Source organism: Salinarimonas rosea DSM 21201 (genome assembly GCF_000429045.1).
Taxonomy (GTDB): Bacteria; Pseudomonadota; Alphaproteobacteria; order Rhizobiales; family Beijerinckiaceae; genus Salinarimonas; species Salinarimonas rosea.
In genome coordinates, this window is the sequence record NZ_AUBC01000001.1 from 377,336 (window position 1) to 392,461 (window position 15,126).

At 72.3% G+C, this 15,126-nt stretch carries 15 protein-coding genes and 1 tRNA gene; 5 read left to right on the plus strand and 11 right to left on the minus strand.

Features of this window, described 5'->3' with window-relative positions; translation table 11 throughout:
* The first annotated feature begins 80 nt into the window (after nucleotides 1-80).
* Both G407_RS0101815 and G407_RS0101820 read left to right on the plus strand, forming a co-directional pair.
* Nucleotides 81-986, plus strand: a complete 906-nt coding sequence (locus tag G407_RS0101815; protein ID WP_029029437.1) for a LysR family transcriptional regulator — start codon at nucleotides 81-83, stop codon at nucleotides 984-986.
* Nucleotides 987-1,133: 147 nt separating this feature from the next.
* Nucleotides 1,134-1,940 (plus strand): SDR family oxidoreductase, encoded by an 807-nt coding sequence (locus G407_RS0101820; RefSeq protein ID WP_029029438.1) that lies wholly within the window; start codon nucleotides 1,134-1,136, stop codon nucleotides 1,938-1,940.
* Between the two features lie 212 nt (nucleotides 1,941-2,152).
* Here G407_RS0101820 and hutH read toward each other — a convergent pair whose 3' ends face one another.
* The 9 genes from hutH to ribA all read right to left on the minus strand — a co-directional run bounded on the left by hutH (nucleotide 2,153) and on the right by ribA (nucleotide 12,126).
* Nucleotides 2,153-3,691 (minus strand): histidine ammonia-lyase, encoded by a 1,539-nt coding sequence (gene hutH, locus G407_RS0101825; RefSeq protein ID WP_029029439.1) that lies wholly within the window; start codon nucleotides 3,689-3,691, stop codon nucleotides 2,153-2,155.
* Nucleotides 3,688-4,938, minus strand: coding sequence for an imidazolonepropionase (gene hutI / locus G407_RS0101830; protein WP_052340825.1), 1,251 nt, complete (start codon nucleotides 4,936-4,938; stop codon nucleotides 3,688-3,690). The genes hutH and hutI overlap by 4 nt, the downstream gene beginning before the upstream one ends.
* Nucleotides 4,939-5,117: 179 nt before the next feature.
* The gene (locus G407_RS0101835; protein WP_029029441.1) at nucleotides 5,118-5,516 is read right to left on the minus strand and encodes a F0F1 ATP synthase subunit epsilon; all 399 of its coding nucleotides are present in this window, start codon (nucleotides 5,514-5,516) and stop codon (nucleotides 5,118-5,120) included.
* An 82-nt stretch (nucleotides 5,517-5,598) separates the two neighbouring features.
* Entirely contained in the window at nucleotides 5,599-7,032 is a 1,434-nt protein-coding gene (atpD, locus tag G407_RS0101840; RefSeq protein ID WP_029029442.1) for a F0F1 ATP synthase subunit beta, read from the minus strand.
* A 29-nt stretch (nucleotides 7,033-7,061) separates the two neighbouring features.
* Nucleotides 7,062-7,937, minus strand: a complete 876-nt coding sequence (locus G407_RS0101845; protein ID WP_029029443.1) for a F0F1 ATP synthase subunit gamma — start codon at nucleotides 7,935-7,937, stop codon at nucleotides 7,062-7,064.
* 83 nt (nucleotides 7,938-8,020) lie between these two features.
* Nucleotides 8,021-9,556 carry a F0F1 ATP synthase subunit alpha gene (gene atpA / locus G407_RS0101850; RefSeq protein WP_029029444.1) on the minus strand — a complete coding sequence of 512 codons (1,536 nt, stop codon included), beginning with the start codon at nucleotides 9,554-9,556 and terminating at the stop codon, nucleotides 8,021-8,023.
* Nucleotides 9,556-10,143 (minus strand): F0F1 ATP synthase subunit delta, encoded by a 588-nt coding sequence (locus G407_RS0101855; RefSeq protein ID WP_052340826.1) that lies wholly within the window; start codon nucleotides 10,141-10,143, stop codon nucleotides 9,556-9,558. The genes atpA and G407_RS0101855 overlap by 1 nt, the downstream gene beginning before the upstream one ends.
* 216 nt (nucleotides 10,144-10,359) lie before the next feature.
* Nucleotides 10,360-10,740, minus strand: a complete 381-nt coding sequence (locus G407_RS0101860) for a hypothetical protein (protein WP_029029446.1) — start codon at nucleotides 10,738-10,740, stop codon at nucleotides 10,360-10,362.
* Between the two features lie 273 nt (nucleotides 10,741-11,013).
* Complete coding sequence (gene ribA, locus G407_RS0101865) at nucleotides 11,014-12,126, minus strand: GTP cyclohydrolase II RibA (protein ID WP_043538629.1); 1,113 nt, start codon at nucleotides 12,124-12,126, stop codon at nucleotides 11,014-11,016.
* 218 nt (nucleotides 12,127-12,344) lie between these two features.
* Here ribA and G407_RS25155 point away from each other — a divergent pair, with 218 nt between their 5' ends.
* Both G407_RS25155 and G407_RS25160 read left to right on the plus strand, forming a co-directional pair.
* The gene (locus G407_RS25155; protein WP_052340827.1) at nucleotides 12,345-13,079 is read left to right on the plus strand and encodes a RibD family protein; all 735 of its coding nucleotides are present in this window, start codon (nucleotides 12,345-12,347) and stop codon (nucleotides 13,077-13,079) included.
* A 12-nt stretch (nucleotides 13,080-13,091) separates the two neighbouring features.
* Nucleotides 13,092-13,667, plus strand: a complete 576-nt coding sequence (locus G407_RS25160) for a cytochrome b (protein ID WP_245258996.1) — start codon at nucleotides 13,092-13,094, stop codon at nucleotides 13,665-13,667.
* A 3-nt stretch (nucleotides 13,668-13,670) separates the two neighbouring features.
* On the opposite strand, the gene msrA is transcribed toward G407_RS25160, so the two are convergent.
* A complete protein-coding gene (gene msrA / locus G407_RS0101880) occupies nucleotides 13,671-14,339 on the minus strand; it encodes a peptide-methionine (S)-S-oxide reductase MsrA (RefSeq protein ID WP_029029448.1) in 669 nt (222 codons plus the stop codon).
* Between the two features lie 74 nt (nucleotides 14,340-14,413).
* The gene (locus G407_RS0101885; RefSeq protein ID WP_029029449.1) at nucleotides 14,414-14,737 is read right to left on the minus strand and encodes a hypothetical protein; all 324 of its coding nucleotides are present in this window, start codon (nucleotides 14,735-14,737) and stop codon (nucleotides 14,414-14,416) included.
* A gap of 214 nt (nucleotides 14,738-14,951) precedes the next feature.
* Here G407_RS0101885 and G407_RS0101890 point away from each other — a divergent pair.
* A tRNA-Ser gene (locus G407_RS0101890) sits at nucleotides 14,952-15,041 on the plus strand.
* The last annotated feature ends 85 nt before the right edge of the window (nucleotides 15,042-15,126 follow it).

The window sequence follows — 15,126 nt, forward strand, 5'->3', positions numbered from 1 at the left end:
CATAGGCCGAACGCTTCGCGCTTAACAGAGGCGTCGCCTGCGCTAGATTGTTTCCCCCTGTGACATAATCGGAACCGACAATGGACCGCCTGGGTGATCTCGACGTCTTCGCGCACATCGTCGCCGCGCGCTCCATGTCGGCCGCCGGGCGCGAGCTCGGGCTCTCGCCGGCGGTGATCTCGAAGCGCATGCGCCGGCTCGAGGAGCGGCTCGGCGTCCGGCTCCTGCAGCGTACCACGCGCAGCCTCGCGCTCACCGAGGCGGGACGCGGCTTCCACGAGCGGGTCGTGGCGATCCTCGCCTCCGTCGAGGAGGCGGAGGCGTGGGCGATGTCCGGCGCGGCCGAGCCGCGGGGCCTCCTGCGGGTCTCCGCGCCGACCTCGTTCGGGCGCATGCACGTCGCGCCGCATCTCGTGCGCTTCCTCGCCGCCTACCCGCAGGTGACCGTCGACCTCGCGCTCTCCGACGCCTTCGTCGACGTCGTCGCCGACGGGCTCGACCTCGCCATCCGGATCGCGGACCTCTCGGACTCGAGCCTCGTCGCCAAGAAGCTCGCGCCGAGCCACCGGGTGCTGGTGGCGACGCCCGGCTATCTCGCCGCGCGCGGCACGCCCGCCGATCTCGACGCGCTCTCGCGCCACACGCTCCTCGTCCACGGCACGCCGGAATGGCGCCTCGACGGGCCGGACGGGCCGCGCACGGTGCGGATATCCTCGCCGCTGCGCACCAACTCGAGCGAGGTCGTGCGCGAGGCGGTGCTCTCGGGCGCGGGGATCGCGCTGCGCTCGACCTGGGACGTCGGGCCGGAGCTGAAGTCCGGCGCCCTGGTGCGCGTGCTTCCCGCCTTCCGCTCCTCCGCCCGCGTCGCCATCCACGCCGTCTACCCGAGCCGGCGCCACCTCGAGCAGAAGACGCGGGCGTTCATCGACTTCCTGGAGAGGCTCTACGGGCCGACGCCGTACTGGGACGCGGGGCTCGCGTTGTGAGCCGCCGCGTCGCGTCGCGGCGCGCCCCCGCGCATGCCAGCCTCCCCCGTCCCGCAACGCTCCCGCCTCGACCGGCGCGCGCGGAGCGCGTATGAGCGCGGACCACGCGCGCACCCCCCCGAGATCCGACACCGAAGGAGCCCGTCCATGCATCGTCTCAACGGCAAGGTCGCCCTCGTCACCGGCGCCGCGCGGGGGATCGGCGCGGCGATCGCCAGGGCCTTCGCGACCCAGGGCGCCTTCGTGCTGGTCACGGACCTCGACGAGGCGGGCGCCGCGGCGCAGGCCGAGCAGCTCGGGCCGTGCGCCGCGCACACGAAGCTCGACGTGCGCGAGGAGGCGGACTGGGTCGCGGCGGTCGACAACCTCGTCGCCGCGCGCGGCAAGCTCGACGTGCTCGTCAACAACGCCGGAATCACCGGCTTCGAGAACGGCATGGTGCCGCACGACCCCGAGCACGCGTCGCTGGTGGACTGGCGGGCGGTGCACGCGGTCGATCTCGACGGCGTGTTCCTCGGCTGCAAGCACGCGATCCGCGCCATGCGCCCGGCGGGAACGGGCTCGATCGTCAACATCGCCTCGCGCTCCGGCATGGTCGGCGTGCCGGGGGCCGCCGCCTACGCCTCCGCCAAGGCCGCGGTACGCAACCACACGAAGAGCGTGGCGCTCTACTGTGCGGCGCAGGGGCTCGCCATCCGCTGCAACGCCATCTGCCCCGCCGCGATCATGACCCCGATGTGGGAGGTCGTGCTCGGCTCCGGTCCCGAGCGCGCCGCCCGCGAGGCGGCGGCGCTGGCGGATTGCCCGATGAAGCGCTTCGGCCGCCCCGAGGAGGTCGCGGCGCTCGCGGTCATGCTCGCCTCCGACGAGGCGACCTACATGACCGGCGCCGAGCTCGTCCTCGACGGCGGCATCCTCGCCGGCGGCGCGGCGCCCGCGCCGTCGGAGGAATAGGCGGCGAGCTGGGGGATTGCGCCGGCCGGCGCTTCGATGGAGCCGCTGTCACCGCCGACGTCGCGCCGCGGGACCCCGCCCCGGATCCGCTTCGCGGATCGTCCCCGCCCCGACGGGGCGGGAGCGGGTGGCGGATCCTCGCTCCTCCCCCGTCGGGGGAGGTGGATCGGAGCCGAAAGGGGACGTCTCGAGCCGGGGGCGGGAGCGCCGTCTCAAAGCTCCGGCAGCACGCCCTGCGGCGCCGCTGCGGCGAGCGCGCCCGTCGCGACGAGATCGCGGGCGGCGGCGATGTCCGGGGCGAGCGTCCGGTCGACCTCGAGCGGCGGCGAGACCGCCCGGATGGCGGCGAGCGCCGGCAGCAAGGCCGGGCTCGTCTCCAGCGGCGCCCGCAGCTCCACGCCCTGCGCGGCGGTCAGCGCCTCGATACCGACGATGCCGAAGAGGTTCTCCGTCATGGCGAGCAGGCGGCGCGCGCCGTGGCAGGCCATGGAGACGTGGTCCTCCTGGTTCGCGGAGGTCGGTGTCGAGTCCACGGACGCGGGATGCGCCATCTGCTTGTTCTCGGACATCAGCGCCGCCGAGGTCACCTCGGCGATCATCAGCCCGGAGTTCAGCCCGGGGCTCTTCGCCAGGAAGGCGGGGAGCCCGAAGGAGAGGGCCGGGTCGACGAGGAGCGCGATGCGCCGCTGCGTCACCGAGCCGATCTCGGCCACCGCCAGCGCGATCTGGTCGGCGGCGAAGGCCACCGGCTCGGCGTGGAAGTTGCCGCCCGAGACGACGCTGTCGTCGGACAGGACGAGCGGGTTGTCGGTCACCGCGTTCGCTTCCACCTCCAGCGTGCCCGCGGCCTGGCGCAGCAGGTCGAGGCAGGCGCCCGCGACCTGCGGCTGGCAGCGGATGCAATAGGGGTCCTGCACCCGCTCGTCGCCCTCGCGGTGCGCCTCGCGGATGCCCGAGCCCTCCAGCAGCGCCCGCAGCGCGGCGCCCACATCGATCTGCCCGCGATGGCCGCGCAGCGTATGGATCTCGGCGCGGAACGGCGCCGGCGAGCCCATCGCCGCATCGGTGGAGAGCGCGCCGGTCACGATCGCCGCCTGCAGGGCGCGGTGCGCCTCGAACAGGCCCGCGAGCGCGAGCGCCGTGGAGACCTGCGTGCCGTTGATCAGCGCGAGCCCCTCCTTCGCCGCGAGCCGCACCGGTGCGAGCCCAGCCCGCGCGAGCGCCGCGGCGCCGGGCAGCGTCTCCCCGCCGACCACGGCCTCGCCCTCGCCGATCATCACCGCCGTCATGTGCGCGAGCGGCGCGAGGTCGCCCGACGCGCCGACCGAGCCCTTCTCGGGGATCACCGGCAGGACGTCGCGGGCGAGCATGCCCTCGATCAGCCGCACGATCTCGAGGCGCACCCCCGAGGCGCCGCGCCCGAGCGAGATCAGCTTCAAGGCCATGACCAGCCGCACCACGGCAGCCGGCAGCGGCGCACCGAAGCCGCAGGCGTGGGAGCGGATCAGGTTCTCCTGGAGCGTCGCCACGTCGCGCGCCGGGATGCGGATCGAGGCGAGCTTACCGAAGCCGGTGTTCACGCCGTAGACCGGCGCGTCCCCCGCCGCGATCTCGGCGATCCGTGCGGCGGAGCGCGCGATCCCCGCGTCGCAGGCGGGCGCGAGCCGCGCGGGCGTACCCGTGCGGTAGATCCGCTCGAGCGTCGCGAGCGGCACGCGCCCGGGCTCGAGCACGATGAGGTCGGGGCTCACGGGCGCACCTCCTCGCCCGCGACCACGCGGGCGTGCAGCGGGTTGAAGCCGATGCGGTAGACGAGCTCGGCCGGCGTCTCGACGTCCCAGATCGCGAGATCCGCCGCCTTGCCCGGCTCCAGCGTGCCGATCTCGGCGAGGAGCCCGAGCGCGCGCGCGGCCTCGCGGGTCGTGCCGGCGAGGCACTCGCTCGGGGTGAGGCGGAAGAGGGTGGCGCCCATGTTCATGGCGAGCAGCAGCGAGGTCAGCGGCGAGGAGCCGGGATTGCAGTCGCTCGCGAGCGCGATTCCGACGCCGGCGGCGCGCAGCGCCGCCACCGGCGGTTCCTGCGTCTCACGCAGCGTGTAATAGGCGCCGGGCAGGAGCACCGCCACCGTGCCGGCCCGCGCCATCGCGGCGACGCCGGCCTCGTCGAGATATTCCAGGTGGTCCGCCGACAGAGCGCCCCGGGACGCGGCGAGCGCCGCGCCGCCGAGATTCGAGAGCTGCTCGGCGTGGAGCTTCACCGGGAGGCCCATGGCGACCGCGGCGTCGAGCACGCGGGCGATCTCGGCGGGCGAGAAGGCGATTCCCTCGCAGAAGCCGTCGACCGCATCGACGAGCCCGCGCGCATGCGCCTGCGCGAGGCCCGGCAGGACGACGGCATCGATGTAGTCGCCCGACCGGCCGGCGAACTCCGGCGGCACCGCGTGCGCCGCGAGCCACGAGGTGACGACCCGCACGCGCCGCGCCGCTCCCAGCCGGCGGGCGGCGTCGAGCATGGCGATCTCGGTCTCCACGTCGAGCCCGTAGCCGGACTTCACCTCGATCGTCGTCACGCCCTCGGCGAGGAAGGCATCGAGCCGCGGCAGCGCGGCGGCGACGAGCCCGTCGACGTCGAGCGCGCGGGTGGCGCGCACGGTGGAGAGGATGCCGCCCCCGGCCCGCGCGATGTCCTCGTAGCGCGCGCCCTCGAGGCGCATCTCGAACTCGCGGGCGCGGTCCCCGCCGTGGACGATGTGGGTGTGGCAGTCGACGAGGCCCGGCGTGATCCAGCGTCCGTCGCAGGAGACGGACTCGGCCCCGCGCGCCGCCTCGGCCGGCAGGTCGCGCTCCGGGCCGGCCCAGACGATGCGGCCGTCGCGGGCGAGGATCGCGCCGGCCTCCACCGCGCCGATCCCCGGCAGGCCGGGGGCGAAGGTGGCGAGCCGGGCGTCGCGCCACAGGCGCGCCGGGCTGGTCAGTGGCGTGGGCTGCGATGCCGCCATGCCGGCCTCCTTCCTGGTGAGCACATGTCTATGCCGCGCGCCGCGGCGCGCAAGCGAAATCGGGCGGCGGCGCGGCGTTCGCGGCGATGCGGGTGCATGGCCGCCGGCGCTCCCCGAAAGCGAGAAGGCCGCCTCGCGGCGGCCTTCCGTCGTCGTGTCCGGACGCGTCGATCGCGGCCTCAGAGCCCGAGCCGGGCCTTCGCCTCGCGCAGCTGCGCGACCGTGTCGGCGGCCTCGGCCTTGAGCACCGGGTCCTCGACCGTCTCGTGCTCGGTCTCGGCGCGGGAGATCTCACGGGCGAGGATGTCGCCGGTGACCTCGGAGACCGGCATGGCGCGCTCGGCCAGCACGGTCGCGCCCTTGGGGCCGACGTCGACGAAGCCGCCCTGGACCAGGATGCGCTCCTCGCCCTTGCCGGAGCCGACGACGAGGAAGCCCGTCTTGAGCGAGGTCATCATCGGGGCGTGGTCGGCGAGCAGCGTCATCTCGCCCTCGGAGGCGGGGATCACCACCGTCTCGACCTCGCCCGAGAAGATGATGCGCTCCGGAGAGACGAGCTCGAAGGGGAAGCTGGCCATGGGACCCTCGTCGGAATGGGTGCCGGGCGCGCCGGGCTCGATCTCGACGATCGGGCGCGCCCGTGATGATCGTGCGGGCCGATCAGGCGGCCTGGGCGAGGCGCTCGGCCTTCTCGACCGCCATGTCGATGGAGCCGACCATGTAGAAGGCGGCCTCCGGCAGGTGGTCGTACTGGCCCTCGACGAGGCCCTTGAAGCCCTTGATCGTGTCCTCGAGCGAGACGAGCTGGCCCGGCGAGCCGGTGAACACCTCGGCCACGAAGAACGGCTGCGACAGGAAGCGCTCGATCTTGCGGGCGCGCGCCACCGTCATCTTGTCCTCTTCCGAGAGCTCGTCCATGCCCAGGATCGCGATGATGTCCTGCAGCGACTTGTAGCGCTGGAGCACCTGCTGGACCTGGCGGGCGACCTGGTAGTGCTCCTCGCCGACGATGCGCGGGTCGAGCATGCGCGAGGTCGAGTCGAGCGGGTCCACCGCCGGGTAGATGCCCTTCTCGGAGATCGCGCGGTTGAGCACGGTCGTCGCGTCGAGGTGGGCGAAGGAGGTGGCCGGCGCCGGGTCGGTCAGGTCGTCGGCGGGCACGTAGATCGCCTGCACGGACGTGATCGAGCCCTTGGTCGTCGTGGTGATGCGCTCCTGCAGCTGGCCCATGTCGGTCGACAAGGTCGGCTGGTAGCCCACCGCGGAGGGGATGCGGCCGAGCAGCGCCGACACCTCGGAGCCCGCCTGCGTGAAGCGGAAGATGTTGTCGACGAAGAACAGCACGTCCTGGCCCTGGTCGCGGAAGTGCTCCGCGATGGTGAGCCCGGTGAGGCCGACGCGGGCGCGGGCGCCGGGCGGCTCGTTCATCTGGCCGAACACGAGGGCGCACTTCGAGCCCTCGGTCGAGCCGCCGTGCTCGTGCGGGTCCTTGTTGACGCCCGACTCGATCATCTCGTGATAGAGGTCGTTGCCCTCGCGGGTGCGCTCGCCGACGCCGGCGAACACCGAGTAGCCGCCGTGGGCCTTGGCGACGTTGTTGATCAGCTCCTGGATCAGCACGGTCTTGCCGACGCCGGCGCCGCCGAACAGGCCGATCTTGCCGCCGCGGGCGTAGGGGGCGAGCAGGTCGATGACCTTGATGCCGGTGACGAGGATCTGCGCCTCGGTCGACTGGTCGGCGTAGCTCGGCGCCTCGGCGTGGATCGGGCGGAAGCCCTCGTTCGGGACCGGGCCGGCCTCGTCGATCGGCTCGCCGATGACGTTGATGATGCGGCCGAGGCAGCCGGCGCCGACGGGCACCTGGATCGGGGCGCCGGTGTCGGTGACCGGCTGGCCGCGGGTCAGGCCCTCGGTCGTGTCCATGGCGATGCAGCGCACGGCGCTCTCGCCGAGCTGCTGGGCGACCTCGAGGACGAGGCGCGTGCCGTTGTTGTCGGTCTCGAGCGCGTTGAGGATCTCCGGCAGGTGGCCGTCGAAGGTGACGTCGACGACGGCGCCGATGACCTGCGAGATGCGTCCGGTAGCTTCAGCCATGGGTCTCGTCCTTCAAGATGGCAGCGTGCTCAGAGCGCCTCGGCGCCCGAGATGATTTCGATGAGTTCCTTGGTGATCTGAGCCTGGCGCGTCCTGTTGTAGGTCAGCGTCTGCTTCTTGATCATCTCGCCGGCGTTGCGCGTGGCCGAGTCCATCGCCGACATGCGCGCGCCCTGCTCGGAGGCGCCGTTCTCGAGCAGCGCCGAGAAGATCTGCACCGAGACGTTGCGCGGGAGCAGCTTCTCGAGGATCTCCTGCTCGGAGGGCTCGTATTCGTAGATCGCGCCGGAGCCGGCCTCCTCGACCTGCGGGATCTCGGTCGGGATCAGCCGCTGGGCGGTGGGGATCTGCTGGATCACCGAGCGGAAGCGCGAGTAGAACAGCGTCGCCACGTCGAAGCCGCCCTCGGCGTAGAGGTTGAGCACCTTCTTGCCGATCTCCTCGGCGTTCTCGAAGCCGAGCACCTTCACGGAGCGCAGCTCGATCAGCTCGAGGATGAGCTTGCCGTGCGTGCGGCGCAGGATGTCGTAGCCCTTGCGGCCCACGCAGACGATCTTGACCGTCTTGCCCTCGGCCAGGAGCCGGTTCGCCGTGTCGCGGGCCAGACGCGCGATCGAGGAGTTGAACGCGCCGCACAGGCCGCGCTCGGCGGTGCAGACGAGGAGCAGGTGGGTGTCGGTTTTGCCGGTGCCGGAGAGGAGCTTGGGCGTCTCCGGGCCGATCTGGACGCCGGCGGCGACGTTGCCGAGCACCTTCGCCATGCGCTCGGCATAGGGACGGGCCGCCTCGGCCTGCATCTGGGCGCGGCGCAGCTTCGCCGCCGCGACCATCTGCATGGCCTTGGTGATCTTCTGCGTCGCCTTCACCGAGGCGATGCGGTTGCGCAGATCCTTCAGAGACGGCATCGAGCGCCCAGACCTCTTCTCGTGTTCGCGACGTGTGCGGATACCTCGCCGCCGGTAGCCGGCGGCGAGGGCCTAGGGCCGCCTCAGGCGGTGAAGGTCTTGGCGAAGTCCGACACGACCGTCTTGAGCTGCTCGGCGGTGTCGTCCTTGAGGTCCTTGGTCTCGCGGATCGCGTCGAGGATCTCCGGGTGCTTCTGGCGCAGCAGCGACAGGAGCCCCTCCTCGAAGGCGCGGACCTTGGCCACCGGCAGCTGGTCGAGGTAGCCGTTGACGCCCGCGTAGATGACGCAGACCTGCTCCTCCATCTTCAGCGGCGAGAACTGCGGCTGCTTCAGGAGCTCGGTGAGGCGCGCACCGCGGTTGAGCAGGCGCTGGGTCGTGGCGTCGAGGTCCGAGCCGAACTGCGCGAAGGCGGCCATCTCGCGGTACTGCGCGAGCTCGCCCTTGATCTTGCCGGCGACCTTCTTCATCGCCTTGGTCTGGGCCGAGGAGCCCACGCGCGACACCGAGAGGCCGACGTTCACCGCCGGGCGGATGCCCTGGTAGAACAGGTCGGTCTCGAGGAAGATCTGCCCGTCGGTGATCGAGATCACGTTCGTCGGGATGTAGGCGGACACGTCGTTCGCCTGCGTCTCGATCACCGGCAGCGCGGTCAGCGAGCCGAGGCCGGCGGCCTCGCCCATCTTCGCGGCGCGCTCGAGCAGGCGCGAGTGCAGGTAGAACACGTCGCCCGGGAAGGCCTCGCGGCCCGGCGGGCGGCGCAGCAGCAGCGACATCTGGCGGTAGGCGACGGCCTGCTTCGACAGGTCGTCGTAGATGATCACGGCGTGCATGCCGTTGTCGCGGAAATACTCGCCCATGGCGCAGCCGGCGAAGGGCGCGATGAACTGCATCGGCGCCGGGTCGGAGGCGGTCGCCGCGATGACGACCGAGTACTCCATCGCGCCGTTCTCCTCGAGCGCCTTCACGAACTGGGCGACCGTGGAGCGCTTCTGGCCCACCGCGACGTAGACGCAGTAGAGCTTCTGGCTCTCGGGCGCGCCCTCGACGTTGAGCGGCTTCTGGTTGAGGATCGTGTCGAGCGCGATTGCGGTCTTGCCGGTCTGGCGGTCGCCGATGATCAGCTCGCGCTGGCCGCGGCCGATCGGGATCAGCGCGTCGATGGCCTTGAGGCCCGTGGCCATCGGCTCGTGCACGGACTTGCGCGGGATGATGCCCGGCGCCTTCACGTCGACGCGCGCGCGCTCGGTGTACTGGATCGGGCCCTTGCCGTCGATCGGGTTGCCGAGCGCGTCGACGACGCGGCCGAGCAGGCCCTTGCCGACGGGCACGTCCACGATGGCGCCGGTGCGCTTGACCGTCTGGCCCTCGGAGATCTCGCGGTCGGAGCCGAACACCACGACGCCGACGTTGTCGGTCTCGAGGTTGAGCGCCATGCCGCGCACGCCGGACTCGAACTCCACCATCTCGCCGTACTGGACCTTGTCGAGGCCGTAGCAGCGCGCGATGCCGTCACCGATGGACAGCACCTGGCCGACTTCGCTGACCTCGGCCTCCTGGCCGAAGTTCTTGATCTGCTCCTTGAGGATCGCGGAGATCTCGGCTGCACGAATGTCCATCAGCGGGCCTCTTTCAGGCTGAGACGAATTGCATTGAGCTTGGTGCGCAGGGACGCGTCGATCATGCGCGAGCCGACCTTGACGACGAGGCCGCCGATCAGCGCGGGGTCGACCTTCACGTCCAGCGACACCTCGGACTGGGCGAGGTCGCGCACGGTGGCGCGGATCTCGTCGAGGAGGGCGGCGGAGGGCTCCTCGGCGACGCGGACCTCGGCGGGGACGATGCCCTTGGCCTGGGCGTTGAGGGCCTTGTAGGCCCGGATCATCTGGAGAAGCAGGAAGAGACGGCGCTTCGAGGCGACGAGCCGCACGAAGTTGCCGGCCAGCCCACCGATGCCGGCCTTGTCGAGCAGGGCGCCGATGGCGGCCTTCTGCTCGTCGGCGGTGTAGACGGGGCTCCGGAGCAGGCGGCGCAGGTCCGCGCTCTCGGCGGCCATCGCCTCGATGCGCGCGAGATCGCTCTCCACGGCGTCGACCGCGTTCTGGTCCTGCGCGAGCTCGAACAGGGCTGACGCGTACCGGCCGGCGACCCCTGACACGATCGAGCCGCCGGACGACGACCCGCCTTCTTGATTTCGCTCAGCCACCGAAAGTCTCTTCCCGAATGGGAGCGCTCGGCCGCCGCGGGGCTGCGAAGGAGCGCTCGCTGAGGTCTGGATTTGGCTCGGCCGCAGGAGTGCGAGGCACCCGGCGCCCGCGAGGCGTGGCTGCGATACCATGGGATGTCAGGGGGCGCAAGCGCTCCGCACGACCCGACGGCAGCGCTTCGCCGCAGTGCGAAAACCGCGCAGGGGACGGGGGAATCAGGCGCGCTTGCGCGCCGCCGCCTCCTGGGCCCGGGCCGCCTTCTCGGCGGCGCGCTCGGCCGGGGTCGGGTCCTCGCGGTCGCGCTGGGGCGGCAGCCGCGGAGGCGCGTCGATGCGCTGCTTGAGCTGCTCCATCTGCCGCGCCACCGTGGCGATCTGCTCGATCATCGCCTGGGCCACGCGGGCGGGCGGGATCCCGGTGTCGCCGGTGAGGCCTTCGGGCGCGAAGGTTCGCGAGACGCCCACCGCCTTGCGCCGGTCCGCGAAGGAGGCGTTCTCCATCGCGGCGATGTAGGCGGCGCAGCCCGCGGCCATTCCGGCGACGCCGTCGATGGCGCTGGCGAGCTTCTTGATGGCGGCGCGGGTCTCTGCGTCCACGATGGTCGGCCCCTCGTCTGCCCCGGCGCATCCCGGTACGGACCCGAGCCTAGGTGGCGACCCGTCACCTTTGCGTTAAGCCCGATGCACAGCGGCCGGCGTGGAGGCGTCGGGGTGCGCGGCTGTGGACGTCCACCTGCGACCGCTGGACGCGGGGCGCCGCGTGGTGCAGGCTGCGCCCCGGCCGTGGGAGGCGACGGGGAAGAGCCCGGGCACAACGGGCCGCCCCGACTCGCCGCTCGCTGCGGAACGCCGCCGCCCGCCCGGCTCGCCTCAGTCCGCCGCGGGGGCGACCGCGCCGTCGAGCTCGATCAGGTGACCGGCCTTGTCGCGCTTGGTCGCGAGGTAGCGCACGTTCTCGGGGTGGCGGCGGCCGATGCTGCGGACGTCGGCGACGACCTCCAGGCCCGCGCCGCGCAGGGCGGCGATCTTCTCGGGATTGTTCGTCATCACCCGCACGCGGGCGACGCCGAGCTGGCGCAGCATCTCCGCGGCGAAGCCGAAGCGGCGCTGGTCGAGCCCGAAGCCCAGCGTCTCGTCCGCCTCGTAGGTGTCGAATCCCTCCGCCTGAAGCTGGTAGGCGCGGATCTTGTTGGCGATCCCGTTCCCGCGGCCCTCCTGGTCGAGGTAGAGCAGGATGCCGCCGCCGCCCTCCGCCATCGCCTGGACCGTGCCGCGCAGCTGGTCGCCGCAATCGCACTTGAGCGAGCCGAAGAGATCGCCTGTGAGGCAGGCCGAATGCAGGCGCACCAGCACGGGCTTGGCGAGATCCGGCTCGCCGACCACGACGGCGACCTGGTCGCGCATGCCCTCGCCGCCGCGGAAGACGACGAACTCGGTCGTCGCCGCGCCCTCGAGCGGCACCGGCGCGCGGCTCGCGATGCGCAGCGTCTTCGCCTGCCGGGCGCGGAAGCTCCGGATCGCCTCGGCCGGCACGCGCAGGAGGCTCGGCTCGCGCTCGATCCCCGCCCGCACGGGGAAGGTCACCACGGCGGGCGTGACGAAGGCGAGGCGCGCGAGCTCGAGCGCATCGGCGTCGAGCGCGTCGACGGGGTGGGCGGGCGCGTCGAGCCGCGTCTCCGAACGCCGGGCGAGGCTCTCGATGCGCTGCGCGTCGAGCCGCGGCAGGGCGACGGCCCCGGGCTCGGCACGCTCGCGGCCGATGCGCGACAGGCGCTTCTCGGTGAGGACGAGCCGGGCGGTGCCGCCGGCGACGAGGTCGAGCCGCGCGCAGGCGTCCGCGTCGAGGTCCTCGACGCCCACGGCGACGACGGCCGCGTCGCCGTCCTCGATCAGCACGGGGCGGGCGTGGCGGAACTCGGCGATGGCGCGCTCGACCCGCGTCAGGTCGATATCCCCGCTCAAGCCCATTACGAGACGCATCATGACTTCCTGGCCTTTCACCCGTGGCGGGCACGCTCTCCGGCCGAGGGTCGGACGACAAGCCTCGACCCTGGCCGTTCGTTCCCGCCACGCTAGTTCGAGAGGGTCTCTCCGATTGCGCGCCGAATTGAGCCGGCTCGCGTTATATCGGGCGCATGTCGCGCGAGGCAATTCGGGTACGGCGGATGCGAAATCACGGATCAGGGAGAAGCGCGGCCGTATTGCCGCAGGGGGACGGCGCGGCGCCGGCATGCGCCCCGCCCGAGGCCGTGTTCGCGCCCTTCGCCGCGGGGCGTCCCGACGCGCCCTTCGTGGTCGGCCAGCTCGGACAGTCCCTCGACGGGCGCATCGCGACGGTGACGGGGCACTCCAAGTACATCAACGGCACGGCGGCGCTCGATCACCTGCACGCGATCCGCGCGCGGGTGGACGCGGTCCTCGTCGGCGTGGGCACGGCGCTCGCCGACGATCCGCTGCTCACCGTGCGTCGCGTGCCGGGCCGGAGCCCCGCGCGAATTGTGCTCGACCCCGGCGGCCGCCTGCCCGCCGCCGCCGCGGTGTGGCGCGCGGACGGGGCGCGACGGATCGTCCTGCGTCGCGGCGGAGTCGAGGCGCCGCTTCCCGACGGCGTCGAGGCCGTCGCCCTGCCGGCGGACGACGCGGGGGGTGTCGATCCCCGGACGATCGTCGCCGCGCTCGGGCGGCTCGGGATCGCGCGGCTCCTGGTGGAGGGCGGAGCCGACACGGTCTCGCGCTTCCTCGCGGCCGGCGCGCTCGACCGGCTGCACGTGCTCGTCTCGCCGATGCTGATCGGCTCGGGGCGACCGGGCCTGACGCTCGCGCCGATCGACACCGTCGGGGAGGCCTTGCGCCCGCGCGCGCGGGCCTATCTCCTGGCGGACGGGGACGTCCTGTTCGATTGCGACCTGCGGTCCGAGGCCGCGGGCGGCGCCTAAGGGAGGAAGCGGATGGCGAGGCGGGACATGGCGGCCGTGCCGCGCTACGCGAGGGTCCAGATCTGGATCCATTGGCTCACGGCGCTCGCGGTCCTCGGCCTGATCGCGGCGGGGCTGACGATGACGCGCATCGGCCCCGGCACGCTGACAAACGCGCTCTACGAGCTGCACAAGTCCTTCGGGCTCGTCGTCGTCGGCCTCGTCGTCCTGCGGCTCGTCGCCCGCGCCGTCCACGGCGCGCCGGCGCACGCGCCGATGCCGGGATGGCAGCTGCTCGCCGCCCGGATCAGCCACGTCGCGCTCTATCTCCTGCTCGTCGTCGTGCCGCTGTCGGGCTGGGCGGCGACCTCGGCCTGCTGCGCGCCGGTCAACCTGTTCTGGAGCGTGGAGATGACGCTGCCGGTCGCGCGCGGGTTCGACGTCGCGCGGCCGATCTTCGTCGTGCACACGTATGCCGCCTACCTGCTCGCCTTCGTGGTGCTGGTGCACGCGGGCGCCGCGCTCCAGCACCATTACCTGCGGCGCGACGACACGCTGGCGCGGATGGCCGGCGGCCGCCCGCGCCGGGTCGGCCTCACCCGGACCTGAGGCTCACGCCTCTCCCGCGCTCACGCCCACTCCCACGCCGACCGGGCAGGAGACGCCGGTGCCGCCGAGCCCGCAATAGCCGCCGGGGTTCTTGGCGAGGTACTGCTGGTGGTAGTCCTCGGCGAAGTAGAACGGCCCGGCCTCGCGGATCTCGGTCGTGATCGCGGGAAAGCCGTTTTCGCGCAGGCGCGCGTCGTAGGCCGCCCGCACCGCCTCCGCCGCCCGGCGCTGGCCGTCGTCGTGGACGTAGACGCCCGAGCGGTACTGCGTGCCGACGTCGTTGCCCTGGCGCATGCCCTGGGTCGGGTCGTGGCTCTCGAAGAAGGCCTCGAGCAGCCGCTCGTAGGAGATCTCGGCCGGGTCGTAGACCACGCGCACGACCTCGTTGTGCCCGGTCATGCCCGAGCAGACCTCCTCGTAGGTCGGGTTCGGGGTGTGCCCGCCGGCGTAGCCGACCGCGGTGACCCACACGCCGGGCAGCTGCCAGAAGGCGCGCTCGGCGCCCCAGAAGCAGCCGAGCCCGAAATCCGCGATCGCCGCGCCCTCGGGATACGGCCCCTGGAGCGGGCGGCCCGAGACGTGGTGGCGCTCGGCCGTCGGGATCGCACGGTCGCGGCCCGGCAGCGCCTCGGCCGGCGTCGGGATCGTGGTCTTCTTGCGGGTGAAGAACATGGGGAGCCTCCTGGTGGCGTCCCCCGACATATGGCCCCGCGCACGCGTGCTTTCGAGGGGCGTGGCCCCGCGCCTCACCGCTCCGTGAGGTAGCCCACGGGCTCGGGCCGCTTCTGCGACAGCCACAGGAGGAGCGCGCCGAGCACGAACGCCACGATCGAGGCCGGCCAGAGCAGGATCGTCAGCAGCACCGGGTCCCACAGGACCGGCGAGACGTGGCGCGTGATCGCGGGCTCGAGCATGGGGAAGCTCTCCGGGAAGGCCTGGAACAGCACCTCGCCGAGCGGCGTGAACGCGATCTCGTAGTTGGCGATCGAGCGGGTGCCGTCCACCACGAGCCCCACGAACCCCGCCGCGACGAGGAGGAGGCCGAGGACACGCACGAGGAAACGGATCATGGGAACACGCTCGCGAACGCCGAGGACACGATGGCGCCACAAGCCTTAACCGCTTGCGTGGGCGGTGCAACAGCGAAATGCGGCTACGCTTCGTCGCGCGCCGCGGGGGGCGAGCGACGCGACGCTCCGGAATGGGGCTTGCGCCGCGGGGGGCGCCGGATATATGGAGAGCCTCCGCGGGCGGCGGCCACTTGTTCGGCGCCCCCCGCGATGCGGACAGGTGGCCGAGTGGTTTAAGGCGCACGCCTGGAAAGTGTGTATACGGGAAACCGTATCGCGGGTTCGAATCCCGCCCTGTCCGCCACTTAATCGCCGCAAGTCTTGGCCAACAAGAATCGTTCCTGTGGTGGTCGTCACATTTGCCCCACCGTTGATCTCACCTTGCGAAG

What these genes read in the sequence shown, in the direction of transcription:
- G407_RS0101820 (WP_029029438.1), top strand. Translation starts at nt 1,134, where the DNA reads ATGCATCGTCTCAACGGCAAGGTCGCCCTCGTCACCGGCGCCGCGCGG.
- atpD (WP_029029442.1), bottom strand. Translation starts at nt 7,032, where the DNA reads ATGGCTGAAGCTACCGGACGCATCTCGCAGGTCATCGGCGCCGTCGTC.
- G407_RS0101835 (WP_029029441.1), bottom strand. Translation starts at nt 5,516, where the DNA reads ATGGCCAGCTTCCCCTTCGAGCTCGTCTCTCCGGAGCGCATCATCTTC.
- msrA (WP_029029448.1), bottom strand. Translation starts at nt 14,339, where the DNA reads ATGTTCTTCACCCGCAAGAAGACCACGATCCCGACGCCGGCCGAGGCG.
- G407_RS0101815 (WP_029029437.1), top strand. Translation starts at nt 81, where the DNA reads ATGGACCGCCTGGGTGATCTCGACGTCTTCGCGCACATCGTCGCCGCG.
- G407_RS0101845 (WP_029029443.1), bottom strand. Translation starts at nt 7,937, where the DNA reads ATGCCGTCTCTGAAGGATCTGCGCAACCGCATCGCCTCGGTGAAGGCG.
- G407_RS25160 (WP_245258996.1), top strand. Translation starts at nt 13,092, where the DNA reads ATGGCGAGGCGGGACATGGCGGCCGTGCCGCGCTACGCGAGGGTCCAG.
- ribA (WP_043538629.1), bottom strand. Translation starts at nt 12,126, where the DNA reads ATGATGCGTCTCGTAATGGGCTTGAGCGGGGATATCGACCTGACGCGG.
- hutI (WP_052340825.1), bottom strand. Translation starts at nt 4,938, where the DNA reads ATGGCGGCATCGCAGCCCACGCCACTGACCAGCCCGGCGCGCCTGTGG.
- G407_RS0101885 (WP_029029449.1), bottom strand. Translation starts at nt 14,737, where the DNA reads ATGATCCGTTTCCTCGTGCGTGTCCTCGGCCTCCTCCTCGTCGCGGCG.
- atpA (WP_029029444.1), bottom strand. Translation starts at nt 9,556, where the DNA reads ATGGACATTCGTGCAGCCGAGATCTCCGCGATCCTCAAGGAGCAGATC.